The organism is Paenibacillus sp. N22P23 (genome assembly GCF_059383735.1).
Genome location: NZ_JBXENT010000001.1, coordinates 180,093 through 205,538, shown reverse-complemented (window position 1 = coordinate 205,538; position 25,446 = coordinate 180,093). Strand labels below are relative to the sequence as shown.

The 25,446-nt window shown below is 48.1% G+C and carries 27 protein-coding genes and 1 other annotated feature; of the genes, 1 reads left to right on the top strand and 26 read right to left on the bottom strand.

Annotation, left to right across the window (positions count from 1 at the left end):
* Positions 1–13: 13 nt before the first annotated feature.
* The 5 genes from AC506A_RS00950 to lspA all read right to left on the bottom strand — a co-directional run bounded on the left by AC506A_RS00950 (position 14) and on the right by lspA (position 4,635).
* Positions 14–919 (bottom strand): aspartate carbamoyltransferase catalytic subunit, encoded by a 906-nt coding sequence (locus AC506A_RS00950; RefSeq protein ID WP_495460933.1) that lies wholly within the window; start codon positions 917–919, stop codon positions 14–16.
* 14 nt (positions 920–933) lie between these two features.
* A complete protein-coding gene (gene pyrR, locus AC506A_RS00945; RefSeq protein ID WP_495460932.1) occupies positions 934–1,467 on the bottom strand; it encodes a bifunctional pyr operon transcriptional regulator/uracil phosphoribosyltransferase PyrR in 534 nt (177 codons plus the stop codon).
* Between the two features lie 386 nt (positions 1,468–1,853).
* Positions 1,854–3,089 (bottom strand): LL-diaminopimelate aminotransferase, encoded by a 1,236-nt coding sequence (locus AC506A_RS00940; protein ID WP_495459148.1) that lies wholly within the window; start codon positions 3,087–3,089, stop codon positions 1,854–1,856.
* Positions 3,090–3,200: 111 nt separating this feature from the next.
* On the bottom strand, positions 3,201–4,145 hold the full coding sequence (locus AC506A_RS00935; protein ID WP_495460931.1) for an RluA family pseudouridine synthase: 945 nt from the start codon (positions 4,143–4,145) through the stop codon (positions 3,201–3,203).
* The gene (lspA, locus tag AC506A_RS00930; protein ID WP_495459147.1) at positions 4,117–4,635 is read right to left on the bottom strand and encodes a signal peptidase II; all 519 of its coding nucleotides are present in this window, start codon (positions 4,633–4,635) and stop codon (positions 4,117–4,119) included. Before lspA ends, AC506A_RS00935 begins: the two co-directional genes overlap by 29 nt.
* 177 nt (positions 4,636–4,812) lie before the next feature.
* Between lspA and AC506A_RS00925 the strand changes: the two genes are divergently transcribed.
* A complete protein-coding gene (locus tag AC506A_RS00925; protein WP_495459146.1) occupies positions 4,813–5,529 on the top strand; it encodes a TraR/DksA C4-type zinc finger protein in 717 nt (238 codons plus the stop codon).
* A 12-nt stretch (positions 5,530–5,541) separates the two neighbouring features.
* Here the strand turns inward: AC506A_RS00925 and AC506A_RS00920 are convergent, their stop codons facing one another.
* From AC506A_RS00920 to ftsA, 21 genes are all read right to left on the bottom strand, one after another.
* Positions 5,542–5,868 (bottom strand): DUF5665 domain-containing protein, encoded by a 327-nt coding sequence (locus AC506A_RS00920; protein ID WP_495459145.1) that lies wholly within the window; start codon positions 5,866–5,868, stop codon positions 5,542–5,544.
* Between the two features lie 125 nt (positions 5,869–5,993).
* The gene (ileS, locus tag AC506A_RS00915; RefSeq protein ID WP_495459144.1) at positions 5,994–9,089 is read right to left on the bottom strand and encodes an isoleucine--tRNA ligase; all 3,096 of its coding nucleotides are present in this window, start codon (positions 9,087–9,089) and stop codon (positions 5,994–5,996) included.
* A gap of 51 nt (positions 9,090–9,140) precedes the next feature.
* Positions 9,141–9,444, bottom strand: a binding site (T-box leader).
* A 67-nt stretch (positions 9,445–9,511) separates the two neighbouring features.
* Positions 9,512–10,009: a DivIVA domain-containing protein gene (locus tag AC506A_RS00910; protein WP_495459143.1), complete on the bottom strand. Its 498-nt coding sequence runs from the start codon at positions 10,007–10,009 to the stop codon at positions 9,512–9,514.
* Positions 10,010–10,140: 131 nt separating this feature from the next.
* Positions 10,141–10,923: a YlmH family RNA-binding protein gene (locus tag AC506A_RS00905; RefSeq protein ID WP_495459142.1), complete on the bottom strand. Its 783-nt coding sequence runs from the start codon at positions 10,921–10,923 to the stop codon at positions 10,141–10,143.
* Entirely contained in the window at positions 10,923–11,186 is a 264-nt protein-coding gene (locus AC506A_RS00900; RefSeq protein WP_495459141.1) for a YggT family protein, read from the bottom strand. Before AC506A_RS00900 ends, AC506A_RS00905 begins: the two co-directional genes overlap by 1 nt.
* A gap of 7 nt (positions 11,187–11,193) precedes the next feature.
* Complete coding sequence (locus tag AC506A_RS00895; protein WP_495459140.1) at positions 11,194–11,640, bottom strand: cell division protein SepF; 447 nt, start codon at positions 11,638–11,640, stop codon at positions 11,194–11,196.
* 60 nt (positions 11,641–11,700) lie between these two features.
* Complete coding sequence (locus AC506A_RS00890; protein ID WP_495459139.1) at positions 11,701–12,426, bottom strand: YggS family pyridoxal phosphate-dependent enzyme; 726 nt, start codon at positions 12,424–12,426, stop codon at positions 11,701–11,703.
* A 3-nt stretch (positions 12,427–12,429) separates the two neighbouring features.
* Complete coding sequence (pgeF, locus tag AC506A_RS00885; protein ID WP_495459138.1) at positions 12,430–13,278, bottom strand: peptidoglycan editing factor PgeF; 849 nt, start codon at positions 13,276–13,278, stop codon at positions 12,430–12,432.
* A gap of 98 nt (positions 13,279–13,376) precedes the next feature.
* The gene (locus AC506A_RS00880) at positions 13,377–13,652 is read right to left on the bottom strand and encodes a YlmC/YmxH family sporulation protein (RefSeq protein ID WP_495459137.1); all 276 of its coding nucleotides are present in this window, start codon (positions 13,650–13,652) and stop codon (positions 13,377–13,379) included.
* A gap of 151 nt (positions 13,653–13,803) precedes the next feature.
* Positions 13,804–14,586 carry an RNA polymerase sporulation sigma factor SigG gene (gene sigG / locus AC506A_RS00875; protein ID WP_090573745.1) on the bottom strand — a complete coding sequence of 261 codons (783 nt, stop codon included), beginning with the start codon at positions 14,584–14,586 and terminating at the stop codon, positions 13,804–13,806.
* 152 nt (positions 14,587–14,738) lie between these two features.
* Positions 14,739–15,956, bottom strand: coding sequence for a hypothetical protein (locus tag AC506A_RS00870; RefSeq protein ID WP_495459136.1), 1,218 nt, complete (start codon positions 15,954–15,956; stop codon positions 14,739–14,741).
* 15 nt (positions 15,957–15,971) lie between these two features.
* Positions 15,972–16,808, bottom strand: coding sequence for a hypothetical protein (locus AC506A_RS00865; RefSeq protein WP_495459135.1), 837 nt, complete (start codon positions 16,806–16,808; stop codon positions 15,972–15,974).
* Positions 16,805–17,494 (bottom strand): ABC transporter ATP-binding protein, encoded by a 690-nt coding sequence (locus AC506A_RS00860; protein WP_495459134.1) that lies wholly within the window; start codon positions 17,492–17,494, stop codon positions 16,805–16,807. Before AC506A_RS00860 ends, AC506A_RS00865 begins: the two co-directional genes overlap by 4 nt.
* Positions 17,491–17,898, bottom strand: coding sequence for a GntR family transcriptional regulator (locus AC506A_RS00855; RefSeq protein ID WP_495460930.1), 408 nt, complete (start codon positions 17,896–17,898; stop codon positions 17,491–17,493). Before AC506A_RS00855 ends, AC506A_RS00860 begins: the two co-directional genes overlap by 4 nt.
* Positions 17,899–18,090: 192 nt before the next feature.
* On the bottom strand, positions 18,091–18,948 hold the full coding sequence (locus AC506A_RS00850; RefSeq protein ID WP_495459133.1) for a MetQ/NlpA family ABC transporter substrate-binding protein: 858 nt from the start codon (positions 18,946–18,948) through the stop codon (positions 18,091–18,093).
* A gap of 44 nt (positions 18,949–18,992) precedes the next feature.
* Positions 18,993–19,670: a methionine ABC transporter permease gene (locus tag AC506A_RS00845; protein WP_495459132.1), complete on the bottom strand. Its 678-nt coding sequence runs from the start codon at positions 19,668–19,670 to the stop codon at positions 18,993–18,995.
* The gene (locus AC506A_RS00840) at positions 19,667–20,671 is read right to left on the bottom strand and encodes a methionine ABC transporter ATP-binding protein (protein WP_495460929.1); all 1,005 of its coding nucleotides are present in this window, start codon (positions 20,669–20,671) and stop codon (positions 19,667–19,669) included. The genes AC506A_RS00845 and AC506A_RS00840 overlap by 4 nt, the downstream gene beginning before the upstream one ends.
* 201 nt (positions 20,672–20,872) lie before the next feature.
* On the bottom strand, positions 20,873–21,595 hold the full coding sequence (sigE, locus tag AC506A_RS00835; protein ID WP_090638315.1) for an RNA polymerase sporulation sigma factor SigE: 723 nt from the start codon (positions 21,593–21,595) through the stop codon (positions 20,873–20,875).
* The gene (gene spoIIGA, locus AC506A_RS00830; protein ID WP_495459131.1) at positions 21,574–22,578 is read right to left on the bottom strand and encodes a sigma-E processing peptidase SpoIIGA; all 1,005 of its coding nucleotides are present in this window, start codon (positions 22,576–22,578) and stop codon (positions 21,574–21,576) included. The genes sigE and spoIIGA overlap by 22 nt, the downstream gene beginning before the upstream one ends.
* Before the next feature lie 321 nt (positions 22,579–22,899).
* Positions 22,900–24,021, bottom strand: a complete 1,122-nt coding sequence (ftsZ, locus tag AC506A_RS00825) for a cell division protein FtsZ (protein ID WP_495459130.1) — start codon at positions 24,019–24,021, stop codon at positions 22,900–22,902.
* 16 nt (positions 24,022–24,037) lie between these two features.
* Positions 24,038–25,282 (bottom strand): cell division protein FtsA, encoded by a 1,245-nt coding sequence (ftsA, locus tag AC506A_RS00820; RefSeq protein ID WP_495459129.1) that lies wholly within the window; start codon positions 25,280–25,282, stop codon positions 24,038–24,040.
* Positions 25,283–25,446 lie beyond the last annotated feature (164 nt).

The window sequence follows — 25,446 nt, the reverse complement described above, 5'->3', positions numbered from 1 at the left end:
CTTCCTTAGTTAGTTAAGTAAGTGCTCGTTCAATGACCGCCATCCGAATCGGTACGCCATTTGCCATCTGTGGGAAAATGCGCGATTGCGGATGTTCGACAAGTGCATCATCGATTTCAACGTCGCGGTTGATTGGTGCAGGGTGCATAATGATCGCGTGCGGCGCGATTGTAGCCGCTCGTTCTTCTGTCAATCCGAAATGCTCGCGATAGGATTCAGCTGAGCTTAGAATACCGCTCTCGTGACGTTCCAGCTGTACCCGGAGCATCATAATGACATCGGAGCGGAGCGCTTCTTCCATCGAAACATACGGAGCATCAAGCTCTGCTGCTTTCATCGTTTCTGGTGCGCAGAAGCGGACATGTACACCAAACTTCTGCAGGGCATACAAATTGGAGCGTGCAACTCGGCTGTGCCGGATATCTCCGATAATCGAAACCGTCAACCCTTTTAGCTCGCCGAACTGTTTGCGCATCGTATATAGGTCGAGCAGTCCCTGTGTCGGGTGCTCGTTGTTTCCATCGCCTGCATTGATTAGCGGCACTTTAATTTTCTGTGCCAGCTCGGCCAGAACGCCGATTGGCTTTAGCCGGATGACGCCTGCGTCGATTCCCATGGATTCAAGCGTGCGCACGGTATCGTAAATCGATTCACCTTTTTGTACGCTTGAGACCGCAGCGGAGAAGTTCAGTACTTCCGTACCAAGTCGTTTCTCGGCAACCTCGAAGGAGAATCTCGTTCTCGTGCTGTTTTCGAAAAACATATTCGCTACAAACTTGCCTTGCTGAACCGACTCGACTTTGTTTGAACTTGCTTCCCAGTAAGCGGCGCGGTCCAAGATCGAGCTGATTTCTTCCTTGCTTAGCTCTTTAAGTCCCAGCAAGCTTCGCTGTCTGACTAATGTTGCGGTTGTCATGATTAAAGCCTACCCCCTTAATGGATAATCGTTACTTGATCGTTCTCGTCCACTTCCTGGAGAAAAACCTCGATTTGCTCCTGTTTAGAGGTCGGTACGTTCTTCCCTACATAATCCGGTCTAATCGGCAGCTCGCGGTGGCCCCGATCAACCAGAACGGCAAGCTGAATCGATTGCGGTCTGCCGCAATCCATCAATGCATCCATGGCTGCTCGGATTGTTCTGCCTGTGTAGAGTACATCGTCGAAGAGAATGACTCGTTTGTTCTTCACGTTTACCGATGTGGCATTGCCATGCATTGCGCCTGAGCTTCCTGCTTCGCGGTCATCCCGATACAAGGTGATATCGAGCTCTTGTACTTCGACCGGAAGCCCCTCGATTTCGTGAATACGTTCTGCGATACGTTGTGCCAAATAGATGCCGCGTGTTCGAATGCCTACGAGTACACAATTGTCGATACCTTTGTTCTTTTCGACAATTTCGTGGGCGATTCGAGTCAGCGCGCGGCGTATTGCCGTCTCATCCATAATGATCCGATGCTGCTCATCCATGCGCTTCTTCCGCCTCCTTGAGTCAAACCAATCATCGTTCGATGCATACTGCATGGCCACAAAAAAAACTCCTTGCGGGTGCGCAAGGAGTTTCACGTTCATTGGACTCGTACCTCAGCAGTTGTTAGACAAGCTCCACTTGCGCACACAGCGCGAGTGGGAAGTTGTCCTGCTATAAGATGCGAATAAACGATTCACGTTACCTTGCCAGCCTCTCTGGACTGAGTTAAAGGTACTTATTGTTTATCAAAAGAATTATCCCATGTTCGACAAAAGCTGTCAAGGTTCTTTTGTACAGTTAACGGATATATATGCGTTAGTCTGTATAATTCACTATATAGAAAAAACTTACGCGCCGTCCGAGGACGCCGCGTAAGTTTCTTTTCTTACAAGCTAAGCTTAGTGATGCGTTCAACCGCTTTTTCGGTATTCTCGCGGCTGCCAAACGCTGTCAAGCGGAAGTAGCCTTGACCGCTTTGACCGAAGCCGACACCTGGCGTACCTACGATATTGGCTTCAGATAGAAGCTTATCGAAGAATGACCATGAGTCAAGACCGTTCGGTGTTTTGAGCCAGATGTAAGGAGCGTTTACGCCGCCGAACACTTCAAGGCCAAGCGATGCAAGACCATCGCGGATAATACCTGCATTCGTCATGTAATAATCAATGATCGCACCGATTTGTTCTTTACCTTCCGGTGTGTAGATCGCAGCAGCACCACGTTGAGTCACGTAAGATACGCCATTGAACTTCGTTGTATGACGGCGATTCCACAGATCATTTACAAGTACCACATTACCGTCTGCATCCTTCGCTTTCAGCTCGCGTGGAACAACTGTGTATGCACAACGAACACCTGTGAAGCCGGCTGTCTTCGAGAAGCTGCGGAATTCGATCGCTACTTCTTTCGCGCCTTCAATTTCATAAATGCTGCGTGGAACATCCGCTTCTTGAATGAATGCCTCGTAGGCCGAATCATACAAGATGATGCAGTTGTTCGCTTTCGCGAAGTCAACCCAGCGCTTCAGTTCTTCCTTCGAAAGCGTCATACCTGTCGGATTATTCGGGTAGCACAAGTAGATCAGGTCGACTTTGCGCTCCGGCAGGCTTGGCGTGAAGTTGTTCGACGCGTCGCATTTCAGATATACGATATTCTCGTATTGGTTTGTTTCTTTGTTGAATTTGCCGGAACGGCCAGCCATTACGTTCGTGTCCACGTATACAGGGTACACCGGATCTTGAACCGCGATAACAGCATCTTGGCTGAAAATTTCTTGAATGTTGCCGACATCGCACTTGGAACCATCGCTGACGAAAACTTCATTCGTCGCAATATCGATACCGCGCGCTTTATAGTCATTGTTGATGATATCGTTAATGAGGAAGTCGTACCCTTGCTCCGGTCCATAACCGCGGAAAGAACCTGGATTAGCCAGTTCATCCACTGCAGCATGCATGGCTTTCGTTACCGCATCTGGCAGGCCACGTGTTACGTCGCCGATACCGAGGCTGATAATTTGAGCATTCGGATTGTTTTGAATAAATGTAGTACGGCGCTTAGCAATTTCAGAGAACAGGTAGCTCCCTTGCAGCTGCGTATAGTTGTGATTGATTTGAGTCATTCGATCCATCTCACCTTTCGTTGTCACTGCTTACAGTTTGTTATCATCATAGCGCAACGTAAGCCACGAACCATATAAAGAAAATGGTGAAAAGTTTGTACTATTACACAACTAGCGTTGACGCAAAATCATCAGCTCATGTTCCATATCAGCTGGAATCGGCGCCTCAAACTCCATATATTCGCCCGTACGCGGATGATCGAATCCTAGTACTGCTGCATGCAGCGCCTGCCCTTTAAGACCAATCGTCTTATTGCGGCCATAAATCGGATCGCCTGCAAGCGGGTGCCCGATATATTTCATATGCACGCGAATCTGATGTGTCCTTCCTGTCTCAAGCTTCAGCTCCAGCAGTGTGAAATCACCGAGGCGCTCCGCGACTTGGAAATGCGTGATCGCTTCTTTACTGCCCCTCTGAGTAACCATAAAGACCTTCCGATCCTGCGGATCTCTGCCAATCGGCGCATCAACCGTTCCATGCTCATGCGGCATCGTCCCGTGCACGAGGGCGAGATATTTTCTCGTAACAGTATGGGCCTTGAGCTGCGCCGCAAGCGAAGCATGCGCGAGATCGTTCTTCGCGGCCATAATTAACCCGGAAGTATCTTTATCGATCCGGTGCACAATGCCTGGGCGAAGCACGCCGTTAATGCCAGATAGATCTTTGCAGTGGTACATAAGTGCATTCACGACCGTACCGGAGTAATGTCCCGGAGCTGGGTGAACGACCATTCCGCGCGGCTTGTTGATCACGATAACATCACTGTCTTCGTACACGACATCCAGCGGAATATTCTGCGCATCAATTACTGCTTCCTCTGGCTCAGGAATAATAACCGTGACCACGTCGGCCACGGCTAGTTTGTAATTCGCCTTCACCTGACGGTCATTCACCAGCACGGCGCCGGATTTAATCCAATCCTGCACCATCGTGCGGGAAACAGAGCCTTCTTCAATGCTTTCGGTTACAAACTTATCCAGCCGTTCGCCGGCATCCGCTTCAATAGCGGTAAAACTCATGGGCTCATCATTGAATAAACTGGTGCCCTTGTCCATTAGGTTCTTTTTGTCCATTTGAATCTCCGTTCTCTCTCTTGGATGTCAGAATCGCATCCAGCAAAATCATGCCTACTCCGATACAGATACCGGAATCAGCGATGTTAAAGATTGGGAATACATAGCTGCCAAACGTAAATTGTAGAAAATCGACAACCTCACCATATAATGCGCGCTCCAAGAAATTACCAAGTGCGCCGCCGAGTACCAGGCCAAGACCTGCCAGAAGCAAACCATTACCGGAGTTGCGGTTCTTCACCATATACCACACGATGCCACTAACAACAACAAGCGTAATCAATATAAACAGATAACGCTGCTCTTGCAGGATTCCAAACGCGGCACCTTTGTTTCGAATGGAAGTTAGAATAAAGAATTCGCCGAGCACATGCTTTGTTTCACCGATCGTAAGACTTTTCTCAACCCATTGTTTGGTAAAATAGTCAATTACGAATACAACAACTGCCAGCCAATAGTAATAATATTTCATCGCATATGCCCCCTTGTCCTCAACATTGTAGCATAGGAGAGCTCAAACACACTAGGACAATTTCCGTATGCCACTGCCAATTCACCCATGAATACCCGCCTCTAAAACAGCGCCTAAGTTGGGAAACTAACGACAGAAAGTATGCCATCATGCCAACGTGAAGAGAGGGCACTTATCATGACGAACCTTACGAACAGTCAGCTACAAAATTTACGCAGCAGCCTTGTCGTGGAAAAAGCCGCCATTGAACAACGGCTTGCAAGCAGCGAGCATTACGGACTCTCCGCATCGCTTAAGGACGAATCCGGCGATTTGTCATCGTATGATAACCATCCCGCCGATGCAGCCACAGAGACGTATGAACGCGGCAAAGACATTGCGCTTCATGAACAAGAGGAATTTCACCTTAGCCGCATTGAAGCTGCTCTAACCGCCATCGAGGAAGGCAGTTATGGCAGCTGTCTTACATGCGGCAGCGATATTCCGCTTGAACGATTGCGGGCACTTCCTGATTCGCTGTACTGCGTTGCGCATTCACCAAGACAAGAAATTTCGGAGCACCGTCCGGTGGAGGAACAATTCCTTTCACCTGGATTTGGCCGCTCGAGCATGGATGAACACGAAGATGGCTACAACGGCTTCGATGGTGAAGACGCTTGGCAAATCGTCGAGAGCTGGGGCAATTCCGACTCTCCCGCGATGTCAGAGAATGCCAATGTTCGTTCTTACGAAGAGATTGGCATCGAAGCTGATGAAGCCGACGGGTATGTAGAGCCGCTCGAGAGCTTTTTGGCAACTGACATTACAGGCAAGCATGTCAGTGTTGTCCGCAATCGCGAATATTATGATTATATGGAGCATGAGGAAGGCGATCATATGCTCGAACAGCAATAGAGCTCCTTACCATTAATAAGTCTTCCCTTCCAGCTGATGCTGCACGATGCGGACAATGTCTGCAATATAGTCGCCAATGATCGGCAAATTGAGTGCACCAAGCAGCTGCAGCACATAAAGAATCGTTGCCGCAAAGAACGTAAATCCAATGGCGATTCCGACACCTCGCGCAGTGCCGCCCAGCAAATTGCGCCACATGAGCGAGTACGGGCGATTTAGGAGCAGCACATAATCAGCGATTTGCGATCGCTCCATTTCTGTGGCAACCTTCTGCAGCCGTTTCTCCAGTGCATCCAGTGCGTGCCTTACACCGACTAAATCTTTATTTTCTTCTGTCATGAAGGATCCCTCCCCAGGGCTTAAAGCAAACAAGAACGACGCCCATGCAGCAGTTCGGAAGCGGCAAATATGCCGCTCGCCGTTCGTCTTCATGGGCGTTCGTGTTGTTTGCTGCTATGAGGTTACTATACCCTTACGACAGAAATTCCAATCTCTTTATCTCCGAGTGATACTCGTTCCATTTCCGCTTGGCTGCCATACTCCACACTGCGCAGCAGGACGCTTTCGAACAACACCGACTCGAAGGCTTGCAGTGCTGCCAGAAGCTCCGCATCGACATCCAGCACTAGATGAACGCGCATCTCAATCGGAAGATCAAGCTTCTTGCGCGTATCCTGTACAGCACGGATAACTTCCCGTACCAAACCTTCCTGTTCCAGCTCAGGCGTAATATCGGTATTGATTGCAACCGTTAAGTTATAACCCGATGCCGAAGCAAATCCGGATTTGGCCTGCTTCTCTACGAGCAGCTCATCCAATGCGATTTCCAGCGACTCGCCATCCGGTGATGCAAATGTAAGCATGCCTGCTTTCATAATGCCGCTCGTTTGCTCCGGAGTCAGCGACTTCAAGTAGCCTTGGATTGGACCTACATGTTTGCCATACTTCTTGCCGGCTACTTTGAGGTTCAGCTTAAAGGCAAAATCAACGAAACCGGTGTCGCCGCTCGCAATCGTAATCGACTTCACATTGATTTCATCCTTGATGATTGCTTCATATGGCGAGAGGTCGAATTCATTGTCAAGCGCGACGATAAGCTCTGATAACGGCTGACGGGTTTTGATGCCCGTTTCGTTGCGGACATTACGAGCAAGCTCAACGATTTGTCTCGCTGTTTCCATATCGCGCTCCAGCGTTTCATCGATTGCCGCTTCATCTGCTTTCGGATAGTCCGCCAGATGTACGCTGCTGCCATCGCCGAGATTCGTATATACATCTTCGGCTACCAGCGGCGCGAACGGCGCGATTAGGCGAGAAACCGTAAGCAGGACTGTGCGAAGCGTGCCATAGGCATCCAGCTTGTCGTCCGTCAGGCCGCTTCCCCAGAAACGGTCACGGGAACGACGGATATACCAGTTGCTCATCTCATCGACAAAGGTTTCAATGCCCTTCGCAGCATTGAGGAAGTCATAAACTGACAGGCTCTTGTTCACTTGGGCAGTCAAGCTGTTCAGACGGGACACAATCCAGCGATCCAGCTTGTTGCCGGATACGCGCGCCGGTTGTGCTGCAGGATCGTAACCGTCGATCGAAGCATAGAGCGCGAAGAACGCGTGCGTATTGACGATCGTATCGATCACTTTGGATTTGGCCTCGCCTACAATGCCGCGCGAGAAACGTTTGCTGTTCCACGGCGCGCTGTCTGCCAGCAATGCCCAGCGGAATGCATCCGTGCCGTATTCGTTAATGATTTCCCAAGGGTCGATAACATTCCCTTTCGATTTGGACATCTTCTGTCCGTTCTCATCCAGAATATGACCTGTGGAAATAACCGCTTTGTACGGTGCCTGACCATTGTACAGCGTAGATACCGCCAGCAAGCTGAAGAACCAGCCGCGCGTTTGGTCAATTCCTTCGCAGATGATGTCCGCCGGATACTGCTCAGCGAAAATCTCTTGTTTCTCAAACGGTTGATGGTACTGCGCGAATGGCATCGATCCGCTGTCGAACCAAACGTCAACGACTTCAGAAGTCCGTGTCATAACACCGCCATCGCAATGCGGGCAATTCAGCTTCACTTCATCCACGTATGGTTTATGGAGCTCAATGTCTTCCGAGATCGGCGATGTCGAGCGCGCGACCAGGTCTGCTCTGCTGCCGGGTGAATGCTGCCCGCCGCAGCTGTCGCAAATCCAAACGTTAAGCGGCGTTCCCCAGTAACGGTTACGGCTGATATTCCAGTCAACGAGATCTTCCAGGAACTTACCGAAACGGCCTTCGCGGATGTGACCCGGATACCATTCCACACCGCTGTTATTCGCGATCAATTGATCTTTCACAGCGGTTGTTTCGATGAACCAGCTGTCTGTTGCATAGTAGATCAGCGGCGTTTTACAGCGCCAGCAGAATGGATAACTGTGCTCGTAACGTTCTTTGGAGAAGAGCAAACCGCGTTCGCTTAACATTTTGACGATATCGACATCGCATTCTTTCACGAAACGTCCTGCCAGATCCGTTACAACATCGACGTACCGTCCTGCATTGTCCACCACATTCAAGAAGCTGACGCCATTCTGACGAGCTACCTTATAGTCATCTTCACCGTGTGCGGGAGCAATGTGAACGATACCTGTACCGCTCGTATCACTGACGAAGTCACCTGGAATGACGATATGTCCGTTCTCGACTTCGGCGTATTTGAACGGCGGTTCGTATTTCTTACCGACCAGCTCTGCACCTTGAACCGTAGACTGGATGACAAATTCGCCTTTCATTACACTCTCAACAAGTGCCTCAGCCACCACATAAACTTGACCATCCTTCAGTACGCGTGCGTAAACCAAATTTGGATTAACAGCAAGCGCAACGTTCGCCGGAAGCGTCCAAGGTGTTGTCGTCCAAGCGAGCACGAACTCATCGGAGTCAACTAGCTTGAATTTCACAGTGGCGCTCAGATCTTTAACATCCTCATACCCTTGCGCAACTTCATGTGAGCTAAGTGTCGTCTGACAGCATGGGCAATAAGGACTAACGCGGTGACCGCGGTACAGTAGTCCTTTGCCATGGATCGTCGATAGAATATGCCATACGCTCTCAATGTAGTTATTGTTCAGCGTGATATATGGATCATCCATATTGGTCCAGTAACCGATCGCTTCTGTCAGTTCGCGCCATTGACGCTCATATTCGAATACGCTGTTTTTGCACTTTGTGATGAAGGCTTCCACACCGTATTTCTCGATTTCCTGTTTACCGGAAATGCCGAGCTGCTTCTCTACGCCTAGCTCGACAGGCAATCCATGCGTGTCCCAGCCTGCTTTGCGGACTACGCGATATCCATCCATCGTCTTGAAGCGGCAAATGAAGTCTTTGATTACGCGTCCAAGCACATGACCGATATGCGGAGCTCCGTTTGCCGTAGGCGGACCTTCATAGAAGACAAAATTCGGTTTGCCTTCCCGGTTTGTAATCGACTGCTTAAATGTCTCTTCTTCTCTCCATTTAGCCAGTACTCTAGAGTCCCGACTTCTTGCTTTCTCTTTGACATCGACGCGTTGCATACGCTCATACCCCTTTCGTTCTCCTGAAAAATAAAAAAAGCCCCGCCCCTGTAAAGGGACGAGACTATAGCTCGCGATACCACCCTTGTTCCAAGTTTAACTGCGATCCACGCCTATCTCATACAGAGATAGCAAATGGACGCGCCGCTATGCTTGGCACCTTCGTCACGGATGCATGCATCCGAGTTCCAAATAACGGTGGACTTCCGGAACTGCTTACTGCTTATGGCATCCATAAGGTTAGGCAGTGCTTCTCAGAGAGGATATTCCGCAACTGTTCTCACACCGGCTTTCAGCAAATACCGGCTCTCTGAGGTGCTAACAGAAACGTACTCGTTCTCGTCAACGAACTGATCGTATAGATTGATTATTACCATTTATACGCGATTCCTAAACAATTGTCAAACCAATCGCAACAAAAATTACACGCCGCGAGCGATTTCACTCGTCAAGCTTTGCGGTCCATCGAGCGTATCCCAGCTATCATGGCTGAGCAGCTCAAGCTGTGCTTCTACGAGCGTCCGGAATCTGGCACGATAGATCGAAGCTTGCTTGCGAAGCTCCTCTACCTCAAGCGCCACTTTACGGGATTTGCTTAGCGACTCATTAATGATGCGGTCAGCATTCTTCTCGGCTTCTTTGACGATTAGCTGCGCTTCTTTCTTCGCATTGCTTCTCACTTCATCTGCCGCTTCCTGCGCCACAATAATCGTCTTGCTAAGCGTTTCTTCAATGTTGGAGAAATGGTTCAGCTTCTCCTGCAAAGTAAGAGCTTGATTCTGAATTTCCTTGTTCTCGCGAATGAGCGCCTCATAGTCTTTAATGACTTGATCAAGAAATTCATTTACTTCATCTTCATCGTACCCGCGAAGTCGTCTGCCAAATTCCTTGTTATGTATGTCCAATGGCGTAAGCGGCATTGGCGCACCTCCTGATTGTAGTCGAAGGGGATCATGCTTAGGGCATCCCCGTATGGGACTAGCGCCTTAAGCTGTATCCTTCCTGAGTTTACTTCTAATTTCGACAGATGGAGTCATTTTCCTGCAAACGATTAGATAAATTTGCCGATTTTGACCCGAACTCTGCCTTTCTTCGTAACTCCCTCTACAATTAGCACTTTGAATCGGCCAAGCCCTTGCATCGAAATGACGTCGCCTTCCTTCAACTGTGCGGAAGGATCCTCTTCGACTTTCCAATTGACGCGGCATCTTCCCGCCCTGATGGGATCTACGATCTTGGATCGGCTGATCCGATGGACATCGCTGGCAATACCGTCAAGACGCAAAGAAGCCACCGACAAATTCATCTCTTCCATTGCGGACACCGCGGGACGCAGCTGAGGCAGAGGAAGGATGTCCGTTAGGACATGAACACGGTGGACTTGTCGTAAATGAATATTAATATAATCGGCTATTTCCGAGACAACTAAACAATGGCAGCTATCCTCATGCACATGAAGATCACCGATGCGATCACGTTTAATGCCAAGACCTAGCAGTGCGCCAAGATAATCGCCATGATCCAGCTCCAGATGACCTTGCGTACCGCCGGTTACTTCAATTAATGCAATCCCTTCGGGTTCACTTTCGAGATCACGGTAATCAGGTGCAATAATGGCCCTTCTGCGTTCCGCGCCTTCATAGCCGCCTACAAAGCGAAGACCAACATCTGCACGCCGATTTACCAGCGACGCTACGATATCGGCCTGCCTTGGATCGAGAAAATCGGTCACTTTCACTTCGTGACCGAATGCTGCTCGTTCTATCCATTCCGAGGCGCGGTCCACGAAGGGCCGCTCATCCGGATGGAAATGGACATAAATATCGTTTTTCATTAGATAACCATCTCGATGACCGATATCAGACCCAAGGCCACGAAACGAAGTGCAAACAAAGCTACGATCGGGGAAATATCAATGACCCCGCCGATATTGGGAATAAATCTGCGGAATGGAGCCAAATATGGCTCAACCAACTTACCCAGCAGTTCGCCGATAAAACTCTCACGCAGGCTCGGCAGCCATGACAACAGTACGTAAGCAATGATCATATACTGATAAATCTGTGATAGGGTTAAAATTAAATTTGCTACGTCCAACTCAAGGTCACCTCATTTTTTTGTAATCTTGCTCTTCTGCCAGCATTTCCGTTATTGCGCCTTGAATTTCAACCGAGTCGGGCGTGCAAAGAAAAATATTAGGACCAAGCTTTGAAATGCCGCCGTTCAACGCATAAATCGTACCGCTGAGAAAATCAACGATTCTCACTGCTTGATCCGAACGAACACGCTGCAGGTTCACAACGACTGAACGGCGCGAGCGTAAGTGGTCCGCAATATCTTGTGCTTCTTCGTACGAACGTGGTTCGTTCAGAATAACGCGCACATTCTTCTGCGAATGAATACTGACGATATTATTTCCCTTTGCTGGTTGTTTACGTTGCTCAAAGGGAGAAGTTTCATTATCTTGTTCGTCATGATTGTCGATTCGTTCGCGTTCTACGACTTCCTCTTCCTCTTGCAGGCCGAGAAAGCTCATAAATTTGTTCATCATGCCCGTCGCCCTCTTCCCTCTTAATTTGCATTCCAGGTCATCACTTGCTGAAACGCATCCTTAGCTGTGACCTACCAGTACCGTTCCTAGTCTTAACCATGTTGCGCCTTCTTCTACAGCTACCTCAAAATCCCCCGACATGCCCATCGACAAACCGTCAACCTGCTTGTTCAAAACAGCACTGCGGTTCAGTTCGTCACGAAGCTGTCTTAACCCGCGAAATACGGGACGGGATTGCTCGGCTTCGCCGTCAAGCGGCGCCATCGTCATCAGCCCAACCGGCTCGATATGAGTAAAGGCCACGAGTTGCTTGGCGAAAGGGATCAGTTCTTCGGGCTGAAGGCCATGCTTGCTGTCTTCTCCGGATACATTGACTTGAATAAAGCAAGGCACCTTGACATCAAGCTGCGCGGCCTTACGCTCGATTGCCTCCGCTAATGAAAGACGATCCAAGGAATGGATGTATGTAAATTTCCCTATGACTTCTTTAACCTTATTCGTTTGCAGTGACCCAATGAAATGCCATACAGCTTGTCCAGACGGCGCATGGTCTGCGTTTGCATCCCACTTGCTGCCCGTAATCGCGTTCCACTTCTCTGCCGCATCCTGCCAGCGATTCTCCCCCATATGAACGAGACCTTGCTGCAAGACCGCTTGCGTTTGGGGTACGCCTACGTACTTCGTTACCGCAATCAGTTCAATCTCCGAACGCTGCCGGCCGCTTCTTGCACACGCTTCTGCGAGCCGCCGTTCCACTTCTTCAATACGCTGTGATAAAGTCGTCACGCCTTACTTGTCTCCTTCTTTCATGCCGATCCAGCTCACCATTCGGCCTGTCGCTCCGCCTTCCACTCGGTGAGAGAAGAACAGATTCGTGGCACAACCGGTGCACCACTCTGAACATTCGATACGGCTCGGCAAAATTCCTGCTTTTATCATAATCTGTCGGTTCAATTCTTTCAAGTTTATCCTTGCTTTTCCTTCGCTGGTCGGCACAACGATATTTGCTGCATTAGCATTCAAGTCAGCAATGAGCGGCAGCACACGATCCAGTACGACATCATTCACCTCATAACAGCACATCCCGATGGAAGGACCAATAGCCGCTTGAATGGAAGCTGCATTACAGCCGAAGGTCGAGACCATTCGTTCGACGGTCAACCTGGCAATTTCCAATACCGTCCCTTTCCAGCCGGCATGAGCTAGTGCAATCACTTCGCGAACAGGATCGAAGAAATAAAGCGGCACACAATCCGCGTAGAAGGAAGTCAGCAAAACATTCTTCTGGTTTGTCACAAGCGCATCGGCATCCGCAATCGAAGACGCGCGTTCCGCCCTGCCTTTGCCGCGATCACTCGCTTCTACAATATGTACATGATTACCGTGCACTTGCTCCGCACAGGTCCATGCTTCGAATGGCCAGCCAAGAGACTCTGCCAATAGGCTTCGATTACGTACAACGTCATCCGGCGCATCCCCAACATGAAGGCCGCAATTCAGAGATTGCCAAGGCGCGCTGCTGACACCGCCTTCCCGTCCGGAGAAGCCGACGGTCAATCCATCAAACCGCTCGATCCATTGCGGCAATAAAAAAAGCGAAGGACTCTTCGCTGCTTTAGCATGTTTAAACGGTTCCATGATTCATTCACCTCAAATCCCAGTGTACCATGCATGGCAGCCTCCTTGCGAGCGGCCATCCACCCGCAAGGCTTCTTTCGTCTGGTTGGCGGATGCGCTTAGCGAACTTGCACATCGTCTTCCTCAGTTCGGTACACCTTCGCATCATCAATTCGAACGAGTACGACATCTGTGCCGATCTTCACAATATTTCGCCAAGGGATTACGACATCTGTGCCACCGCCGAACAAGCCGAAGAAACGGGAATAGTTCGGTACAACGATGGAATCAATTCTTCCCTGCCGCAAATCCAGCTCCAAGTCGCTGATCTGTCCCAACTTGCGTCCATCTACAATATTGATAACATCCTTCGTCTGAAAATCCGAAATTTTCATTAACCGTTCACCACGCTTCCGAGAGAACTGCTCATCACCTTATTATCAATATATGTGCCAAATGGGCAAAATGTCCTGCTTGCCCAGTAATTATAGCTGCTTGGTCAAACAGCAAAAAAACGGCGCTAGGCGCCGTTTCATTTTGGTCAAATTACGTTTTAACATGCTTTTGCATTTGTTGAATCGCGGATTTCTCCAGCCGGGATACTTGCGCTTGTGAGATGCCGATTTCGTCGGCTACCTCCATTTGCGTTTTCCCTTCGAAGAAGCGCATCGACAGAATCATTTTCTCGCGTTCATTTAATTTGTGCATCGCTTCTCGAAGAGCGATCTCCTCGATCCACGAGACGTCTTTGTTTTTGTCATCACTGATTTGGTCCATCACATAGATGGGATCTCCCCCATCATGATAAATCGGTTCGAACAATGATACCGGGTCTTGAATGGCATCGAGCGCAAAAACGACATCCTCCTTCGGAACGTTCAGCGCCTCGGAAATTTCAAAAATCGTCGGCTCCCTTGAGTTTTTGTTCGTTAAGCTGTCACGCACCTGCAGTGCCTTATACGCAATATCGCGTAATGAACGCGATACACGAATCGGGTTGTTATCGCGTAGATAACGGCGGATTTCGCCGATAATCATCGGAACCGCATACGTGGAAAACTTAACATTCTGACTGAGATCGAAATTGTCGATTGCTTTCATGAGGCCGATGCAGCCGACTTGGAAGAGATCGTCGACGAATTCCCCGCGGTTGTTAAACCGTTGAATCACACTAAGCACTAGCCTCAAGTTGCCATTGACTAATTTCTCTCTTGCTGCCCACTCATTTTGCGTTTGCAATGCGGTAAATAATTCGCGCATCTCAGCGTTTGTGAGGACAGGCAGTTTCGCGGTATCCACTCCACAAATCTCGACTTTGTTTCGGGTCAACGTGATTACCTCCCAAGGAGAAACATTAATGTTCAGTATCTCCTTGCCCCCCCAATTTATTCCCCCCTCGCGCAAGAAGAAAGTCATTCTCAAAGCTGACCTGCAATGTAAACGCAAACAAGCCCCCGAAGTGATTCCGAGGGCTTGAAAGATTACTTCTTACTCAAGTAAAGCGAATAAATATTCAGATGCTTCAGCATTTCCTTGCGCTCTGCGCCTGTTTCGTTAACGGTAACAGAACCTGTATAAACCACTTTGCCTTGCGACAAATCGATGATGGAAACATCTTTCGATTCGTTGTTCGTCGAGATCGTATAGATCCGTTCCCCGGTTATCATCGAGTTTGATTCACTGCTCGCAACCAATGGGACTGTGAACTGCTTTAACTCTTTCTTGCTTATGCTATATTGCTTTACCGTTACCGGATTTACACCTTGATTCATTAAGGTGACCGAATCTCCGTCGATGAACACCTGCTGACCGAGTATATCACTGTTTGTAATTGCCGCAATCAGTTGCGATTGACTTGACTCTAGATTGTAAGTGTACAGCTCCTCATTTATGATTTCAGAAGATTTATTGCCATCCTTATCCTTCACGACTTTCAAAGTGGATTGCTTATAAACCATCTGCCCTATAGGAGCTAATGAATGAAGAGGCTGCAGCATGTTGTAATGAATGACATTCCCGTTGTCTTCCTTCTTGTCGGACAAGACGATGTCATCGCGAACGATTCGTTCTTCCTTCAAATCTACTGTATATAGATGAGTCTCTTGCAAAGGACCTTCCGGCGTATATACGTTGCTCTTGATCGAATTGGACGTCAATACTTTCATATTTTGATCCTCGACCTGAACATTGATTACGCTGACCCAATTATAGGTAGGATTGTTAGGAACCCCGACTGTAAAACGGTTTCTTTCCTTCGTTTTCAGTTCGAGTGCATCAAAGCTGAAGCTCATGCTCCGCGACCCATCATTTCGTTGAGTCCCGTATTTAATGCCTGCATAAGCCAGATACTGCTCGTCTTGATAGAAACCGGAATACGCGCGCTTCCCACGCATGAAGGTGCGGTGATCTTTAATCAATTGGGCAATTTCCGGGCTAAACTTGTACGTCTGAGCAGTCGAGAGCTTTCGTTCGAAGAACGACTTCTGACTGTCGTAAGTGCTGCCATCCGCAGTAATTTCGATCATACCTTCATTGATTTCGGATCCGTACAAAACCACATTTTGGGCTTCCTTATCATCACCTGATATCGTTTCGAGTCGATATTCAGGCAAACTTCTTGTAGCTGCCTTCACATAATAGGTGCCAACGCTCGCAAGGATGAAGATGACGAGCAATGCAGAGAACCAATAGCGTTTCATTTTCCCGTTACCTCCTTATACCGTTACTTTCTTGTTCATTAAGAAGAAGCTCACAGCAAGCGACATCGCCCCGACGAGTACAGCGACAACCAGTTCAATCAAGAAACTTTCAATCGGATACAAATAATCTACATTTCGATTCGAAATCATAACAGGTAAAGCCAAAAGCAGAATCGAAACTCCGATGTAAAGCACAGCTGCGATAATTCCTTTCAGACGATAGCTCCGCTCAAGCAGGATCGCAGTGAATAGGATGATGACAACAAGCAAGCCGATGCCGTAATAGAGAACAAATTCGGTGAAGGAATAGGGAATCAATATTTGCAGAAGGGAATGCGTTTGAATGATGAATGACATCGTTTCAGCGCTTCTCAGTCCCTCGTCAATGAGAGAATCAAAGAGTTTATATTCCAAAGGCAGGATGAGTAGCTGGAAGGCAACCAGCCCAAGAACAAACAGTATAATCGCGCTCAGCTTAGCCAGATATACATTATGTCTCTCTGTTGGCAGCATAAGCAGTCGATAGATGAACGAGTTCTTCCCCATCCATTCTCGGTACCAGATCAAGAAAACATATAAGGAAAGCCCGCCGATACAGAGCGCAATCGGTGCCATAAACCACAGATTGGCTTGACTGAGTATAACCGAGAACTTGATCTTGCCGTTCTCCTCCACAAACTTCGCGAAAGAAGTCATGTTTGGGCCCATCTCTTCATTTACTTGATCCATGTACCGATTACATGCTATTACAATCCCGAGTCCCTGCATCACTATTGTCAGTACGAACAGCGAAACATAAAGCTTCCAGAAACGCGTGACCTCCATATGCAGCAGCTTTAAATAACGATTCATCCGTAATACACCTCTCTCATAACATCCATGACCGACTTGCCATTTTCCATCCGCATCGCTTCGCAGTTGAACTGATATTTCACCGCACCATTGTCAAGCAATACGACCTCATCAATGAGATGTTCGATATCGTTGATTTCATGCGTCGTAATGATAACGCCTCTGTCCTCAACAAGGTGACTGGTAAATACCGATGCAATTTGCTCTCTGCTGAACATATCGATCCCGGAGAACGGTTCATCCATGAGTACATAATCCACATCAAGAGAAAGTCCGAGCAGCAGATTCAGTTTTGCCGTATTTCCTTTGGAGAGCTCGCTGATGCGGTCTTTACGGTTTAGTTTAAAGAATGTAAGCATTTCATCCGCACGCGCCTCATTCCAGCAGTTATAGAAATCTTTCATAAATTGCATGCTATCTGCTACCGTCATCGATGGCGGCATCGTAATATTGTCCGGAACATAAGTAATATGTTCATAGATTTGTTTCCCGATTGATTGGCCATCAATGGTTATCGTCCCAGAATCGATTGGCGTAAGCCCCATGATCGCTTTCAAAATCGTCGACTTGCCAACACCGTTAATGCCAATCAAACAAGTAATTTGACCTTTCTTTGCCGTGAAGGATACGTCCGAGAGCACCTTCTTGCGGCCGTACTTTTTGCGGATCGATTTCACTTCAATCATGATTGCCCCTCCTTCACGCTACCGCTTGCAGCTTTCGAGTAGCTGGATTCTACTTTGGTCTTAACGATTGCTAGCAGCTCATCAACCGGTACATGGATATTAGCTATAGATTGTACGAATGCATCGACGGCATCCGTGATCAGTTCGCTCCGAATTAGATTAAGCACCTGCTCATCTGTCGTTATCCGACTTGGGGAATTCCCTTCAGTGACGATCAAGCCTTGTTCCTCCATTTCTTTATAAGCCTTCTGAGCCGTGTTCGGATTGATCTTGAGCGTGCCGGCGATTTCACGACGCGAAGGAATGACCTGTCCTTTTGCCAGTTGGCCTGTTGCGATCTGTTCTTTGAAATACTTGACTACCTGGAGGTAGACAGGATCTCTCGTATTGAATTTCACATCCACACTGCCATCACTATTGTTCATACGTCTCCAACTCCGTGTTTTTGAAGTGTGTGTACTACGTAGTTCATACACCTTATACGTGTACTATACATGTAGTACACTCCATTGTCAACTTCCTTGTTTCGGCAAAATAAAAAGCACTGTCTGCCCCCTATTAGCTTGGGGAGAGACAGTGCCTTGATACCATTCGTATTATTTAAAGGCCGGGATAATCGCGCCTTCGTACTTGTCTTCGATGAATTTCTTCACGTCTGCCGATTGCAGCGCTTCTGTTAATGCTTTAATCGCATCAGAATCTTTGTTATCCGGGCGAGCAACAACAATATTCACATATGGCGAATCATTACCTTCGATGAATAGAGCATCCTTCGTTGGAACAAGACCTGCTTCAAGTGCATAGTTCGTGTTGATCATTGCCAAATCCACTTCATCCAGAACGCGTGGAAGTGTTGCAGCTTCAACTTCAGTAATCTCTAGGTTCTTCGGGTTCTCCGTAATATCATGAACGGTACCTGCAACGCCTACGCCGTCTTTCAGCTTAATTACATTATTTGCTGCAAGTAAAGCCAGTGCACGACCACCATTGGATGGATCATTAGGAATAACGACCTTTGCACCGTCTTTCAGTTCGTCTACACTTTTCACTTTCTTCGAATAAGCACCGAACGGCTCAATATGAACGCCGGCAACATTGACAAGATCATAACCTTTATCTTTGTTGAATTGATCCAGGTAAGGTGTATGCTGGAAGAAATTTGCATCCAATTGCTTCTCATACAATTGCGTGTTCGGTTGCACGTAGTCATTGAATTCTACAACTTCAAGGTTAATGCCTTTTTCTTTCAAGGCCGGTTTGATGAAATTAAGAATTTCAGCATGAGGTACCGGTGTAGCGCCCACCTTAAGCGTTACTTCTTGAGCAGCGTTAGTGCCATTATTTGCAGGAGTATTGCCTGCATTCGCATTGTTTCCTTCGTTATTTTTCGCTCCGCATGCGGACAACGCTACAACGAGTACTAGCAGTAATAGTGCAAAACTTACCTTTTTCATTCTTTCATTCCTCCGTCTGTATATTGCTTTCTATGCTGTTCACCTTACTTCCGGCTAAATCGGCGTACCAGATAATCACCGGCCATCTGCAGGAGTTGAACCAAAATAATGAGCAAACCAACCGTGACTAGCATTACGCTCGTTTGAAATCTTTGATAGCCGTAGCGCAATGCCAGATCGCCAAGACCACCGCCGCCGATTACGCCTGACATAGCCGTATAGGACACAAGCGTCACGGCCGTAATCGTAATTGCTGCCAGCAAGCCAGGTCTTGCCTCAAGCAGCAAAACGCGCCTTACGATATCCCATCTGGAGGCACCCATAGCCTGAGCCGCTTCGATGACGCCTCGGTCTACCTCGCGCAAAGACGTCTCCACCAGTCTGGCGAAGAAAGGCGCAGCCGCAATGACAAGCGGCGGAATCGAGCCCTGCACGCCTAGCGTTGTCCCTGTCAGAATCTTCGTCACCGGCATGATCATAATCATGAGGATGATAAAGGGTACGGAACGCAGCACATTCACCACAATCGATAAAAGCGCATAAACAAAAGGCTGCTCCAATAACTGCTTTCTTGAAGTCAGGAACAGCACAACCCCGAGCACCAAGCCAAGTATGATCGTGAAGAACAACGATGCGCCAAGCATCGTCAGCGTATCCTTCGATGCCTTCCATACTTCTTCCCACCGAACATCGGACCAATCAAAGCTTTGCTTCAGCATCATTTCAGCTCACCTACTTCCAGCCCTTTACCGCGCAGGCTCGCAAGCACTTCATCAATCTCACGGTCATTGCCGATAAATTCGATCACAAGCTGGCCGTACGGTGTATTTTTCATACGTGAAACGGTCCCCTGCAAAATCGTAAATTCCACCGAAGTGGATTTAACCGCATTAAACAGAAGTGGCTCGTACGTCACTTCGCCGACATAGTTCACCTTAACGAGTCGACCGCTGCGCGTACCGATCAGCTCACGCGGATCGAATGAATCTGCAATTTGGCTGACAAAATCCATCGTAATGGTATGCTGCGGTTTGAGGAATACATCCAGCACATCCCCCATTTCGACGATTTCGCCTCCGTCAATAACTGCAACGCGATCACAAATCGAACGAATGACATGCATCTCATGCGTGATAAGCAGAATCGTAATGCCAAGCTTTTCATTAATATCAAGCAGAAGCGATAGAATCGCGTTTGTCGTTTGTGGATCCAACGCTGAAGTTGCTTCGTCGCAAAGAAGCACATCCGGATTGTTGGCAAGCGCTCTTGCAATACCGACACGCTGCTTCTGCCCGCCTGAGAGCTGAGCCGGATATTTATCTGCATGCTGCTCTAAGCCTACCAGCTTCAATAGCTCGTCCACTCTTTGCTTAATTGCTGACCTTGACTGCTTAGCCAGTTCTAGTGGGAATGCAATGTTATCTCGAACCGTCGCCATGGTGAGTAAATTAAAATGCTGAAAAATCATTCCGATCCGGCGGCGCTCCTGCTGCAATCGCGTAGTTGCGAGACTCGTTAGTTCTACATCTCCAACCTTCACGGACCCTGAAGTCGGACGCTCCAATAGATTGACGCAGCGAAGCAGCGTGCTTTTGCCTGCCCCCGAATGTCCAATGATACCGAATATTTCGCCTTTATTTATAGTAAGATCTATATTTGTGATCGCATCCACGTACGTTTTGCCAGTGCGATAGGACTTGCTTATGTCTAAGAGCTCAATCAGCGGTAAAACCTCCTGCCATCCTTCGTATGCCATTCATGCTAGAATACCCTTTTGCCCCAATAACAACCTGCATGTGTAGAAAGAACAACAAGCATTATAAACAACTTTTATGCTCTTTGTCACTGGATTGAATTGCTACTTTAACGCAAAAGAGCCCGCAATCCCCGGGATTACGGAAATTGCGGACCATTTGTTCACGAATTAGACCATTTTATTGAACTCTTTACGCAGCCGTTTAATGATCCGCTTCTCCAACCTGGAGATATAGGATTGTGAAATTCCGAGCAAATCAGCGACATCCTTTTGTGTCTTCTCTTCCCCGTCAGCAAGCCCAAAACGCAGCTCCATAATAATCCGTTCGCGCTCGGTCAGCTTATCCAGTGCTTTATGAAGCAGCTTACGGTCTACCTGCTCTTCAATATTACGGTAAATGGTATCATTCTCGGTACCGAGCACATCGGAGAGGAGCAGTTCATTGCCATCCCAATCAATATTGAGCGGTTCATCGAAAGATACTTCCGTCCGTGTCTTGCTATTGCGGCGCAAGTACATCAATATTTCATTCTCGATACAGCGTGAGGCATACGTAGCGAGCTTGATTTTCTTCTCTGGATCAAACGTGTTGACCGCTTTAATGAGCCCGATTGCACCGATGGACACCAAATCTTCGATATGAATGCCTGTATTCTCGAACTTCCTGGCAATATACACGACTAAACGAAGATTGCGTTCGATCAGCATCGCCCGGATCGCGGAATCGCCGGATGGCAGCTTCTCGAGCAAATATTCCTCTTCTTCACGAGTTAGCGGGGGTGGAAGCGCCTCGCTCCCGCCGATATAATAAATTTCCTCGCTCTTTAATCCGAATAAAAACAAAACGCGATAATAATATAACTGCAGGATCAATTTCCATTTGACGAGCATGCTGTTCCATCCCTTCCCGAAGAACTGTGTATTGTATCGATCGTGACACTTCGATTTTGAAGAAGTGACGGATGGATGATCGCCTGGTAGGTGCCGTCAGCGACAAGTTTACCGGCGTCTAAACCAATAAGCACTTTCTTGGATTCATAGACTTCACCATCGCGATTGATGATGACAAGATCCGGTTTTATCGCCAGCATGAACTGTGCACCGCGATTTACACCACGATAAGGCACTAGTCTTAGCCGGTCTCGCCAAATGAAGGGCGTATCATCCGTCATGCTCGCTAAGAGCTTATCGACCTGCGATTCCCGAATTTGAGCAATCCATGAAGCAGGCAGCACATCTTGCCAAACGGCCGCTTCCATGACCATGACCGGAGTACGGGTCAGCGGTTCATACAACTGATTACCCGTGTCGATCAGACCTGTGCAGCTATGCTCCCTATCATCGATTCGAACCTTCACCTCCGCGAGATGATTGGTGACCAAATCACGTTCTTTGCGCTGTGTCATCACCGATCGGTAGATATAATAGCCGACGCCAATAAGACTGAAGACAAAGAGCATCGATGGCTTCAGCATGAAATATAGTTTCCCATTTACAGTGGCGACGGTATTCCAAAGCTTATTGGAGCTGTTCATAAACAAATAGTGGGCTCCAATTACAGCACCGGCGGCAGCAAAGTTGACACCGTAGAACGCTCCGACATGACGAGCAAAATATTGAACGCTTCCAAATCCGAACGCTATGAGCAGCATGATGATAGACAGTGCGATCTTGATGACGATTGTGAACATGAACGACAACGGCGGAAACACAATCATTACGGCGTACAAGCTGCCTACACCGGCAGCGAGAAGAACTCGCCACCACTTTGCACGTATGCTTCGCACCCAAGCTGTCAGCAGCAAATTCGAGCCGTCTATGAGCAGGTTGACCATGAATAATACGTCGAGATAAACTGCATCCAGTGCATTCACCTTCCTGCCGCACTTCCCTGCTCGCCGTTTCCCTCGTAAAAGCTTAGCGAGGATTTGCGGCTTGTGTCTAGTATAGTTAAATCCTATTACAATGTCTGTCTAAACATGCCGTCAGGAGCAATCTTTTTTTGTCGAGGACGCACTAACCGTTAACGCGAATTGTGCTGCGTTCGGTTAGTGCAAAGGGATTGGTTTGAGTGCATTGAAGTGAGTTAGAGAATGCAGCATCCATCTAAATAGGTAGTGCAAAGGGATTGTAAACTAGCAAAAAAGCCGCTTTCCGACGATCCGGAAAGCGGCTAAAGTCCTTATTATAGATGACTAGGTGTTGCGACGATTGCGAAGAAATGCCGGAATATCAAGTTGATCGCTGGATACATTACTGCCAAACGGTTTAGGACCCGTGCTTGCAGCCTGTTGGCGTGGAGCCTCAGCGCTTGTTGGTTCTGGTTGTCCAGCTACAGGACGACGAACCTCAGCTCTGTTATTAGCGTGCTCGAATCCTGTTGCGATAACAGTTACTTTAATTTCATCTTTCAAATTCTCATCGATGCTAGCACCGAAGATCATGTTTACATCCGGATCGGAAGCCGAAATGACGATTTCAGCCGCTTCATTCACTTCATAGAGCGAGAGATTTGCGCCGCCTGTGATGTTCATGATAATACCGCGCGCGCCGTCGATAGACGTTTCAAGCAACGGGCTTTGAATGGCTTTGCGCGCTGCATCTGCAGCACGGTTCTCGCCTGTAGCGTTGCCGATACCCATCAGGGCAGAGCCGCGCTCCGCCATAATCGTCTTCACGTCCGCGAAGTCAAGGTTGATCAGACTTGGCATCGCGATCAAGTCGGAGATGCCCTGCACCGCTTGCTTCAGCACGTTATCCACTTCGCGGAACGCTTCCAGCATCGGCGTCTTCTTGTCTACGATCTCAAGCAAACGGTCATTCGGGATCACGATTAAGGTGTCTACTTTTTCTTTAAGCGCTTCGATACCTAGGTCGGCTTGTCCGGAGCGTTTGCGTCCTTCGAACGTGAATGGACGTGTTACAACACCGACTGTCAGCGCGCCGCATTCGCGAGCGATCTCAGCGATAACGGGGGCAGCACCTGTGCCGGTTCCCCCGCCCATGCCTGCTGTTACGAATACCATGTCAGCGCCTTTGAGTGTGTTCATTACCGATTCACGTGATTCTTCAGCTGCTTTCTTACCAACCTCAGGGTTTGCACCTGCACCTAGTCCGCGAGTCAGCTTGTCACCGATTTGCAGCTTCTGCTCCGATTTCGCCATATGCAATGCTTGCGCATCTGTATTCACAGTTATGAACTCTACGCCTCTGACTCCATTCTCGATCATCCGGTTAACAGCATTGCTTCCGCCGCCGCCTACACCGATGACTTTGATTTGGGCCATCTGCTCATTATCGAAATCAAATTCCAACATGTTATTGCTCCCCCGATCAAATAAATTCACTAAACATATTTTTCAATTTTTCAAAAAGACCAGGCTTCGAGGGCGAATTCGTTGTACTGGACTTCCGGCTGGCACTCTTCTTAGGAGTCGAAACTGCCTTGCCTTTCATATACTTCGAAACATATTGAATCATACCAACACCGCTGGTAAAAGCAGGATCACGAACGCCGATATAATCCGGCACCGCAATGCGTACGCTTGCTTCCAACTCATGTTGGGCCAGTGCCAATGTTCCCGGCATCGTCACTGTACCGCCCGTTAGAACATATCCATTGATCTTATCACCATAGCCAAGTCGGCGTACTTCTTGCCGGATCAAATGAAAAATTTCTTGCATGCGTGGTTCGATAATGTTAGCCAGGTCAACCTGAGAGAATTCCTTCTCCACGTTGCTGCCCATGCGCATTACTTTGAATTTCTGATCTTCTGCAGCATCGTCGATAAGTGCACAGCCGAATTTCTGCTTAATCTTCTCGGCTTGCTCGGTTTGAGTACGGAGTCCGTAGGAAATATCGCTAGTAACATACTCGCCGCCAACCGGCAGCGTGGAAGTTGCAACAATGCTTCCTTGCTCAAAAATTGCAATGGTACTGGATCCGGCGCCAATGTCTGCGAGGACAGTACCCATCATTTTCTCATCTTTGGTGAGTGCCATTTGACCGGATGCTAATGACATTAGAATAATGCCGGCAATACGCAAATTCGCTTTCTCGACGCACCGGGCTAAGTTATGTATCGCCGTTTTGGCCCCGGTAACGAGTGTTGCTTCGACTTCTAGACGAACACCAATCATGCCTCTAGGATCCGAGATGCCTTCAAGACCGTCAACCAAGTACTGCTTTGGAACTAGGTTAATGATTTCGCGTTCCGGAGGTAAAGCTACTACTTTCGCCGCTTGCAATACGCGTTCAATGTCTTCTTCTCCGATTTCACGATCTTCATTGGATATGGCGACAACGCCGTGATTCGTTTGCAAGCCGATATGATTGCCTTGAATGCCTACGTATACATCGCTTATTTGAATACCGACCATACGCTCGGCATGATCCACCGCATTGCGAATGGATTGAACGGTTTGGTCAATATCAACGATAGCCCCTTTGCGGATACCTTCCGAGTCGGCCGATCCAACTCCAATAATATTAATGACTCCGTTATTCACTTCGCCAATAATAGCACGAACCTTGGATGTACCGATGTCCAAACTGACGATGATGTCATTGCTGCTCAACCTCTGGCACCTCCGTTCAACATTAATTAGGTACATTAATTAAGTACATTAAATGCCGTGACTGCTTTGCATTTCTTTTTAATTCAACGTAATCCTGAATATCCCTCTTTTTTCTACAATTTTTTCAAGGTTTATTTAAACGTCCATTACATGAATGTACATGC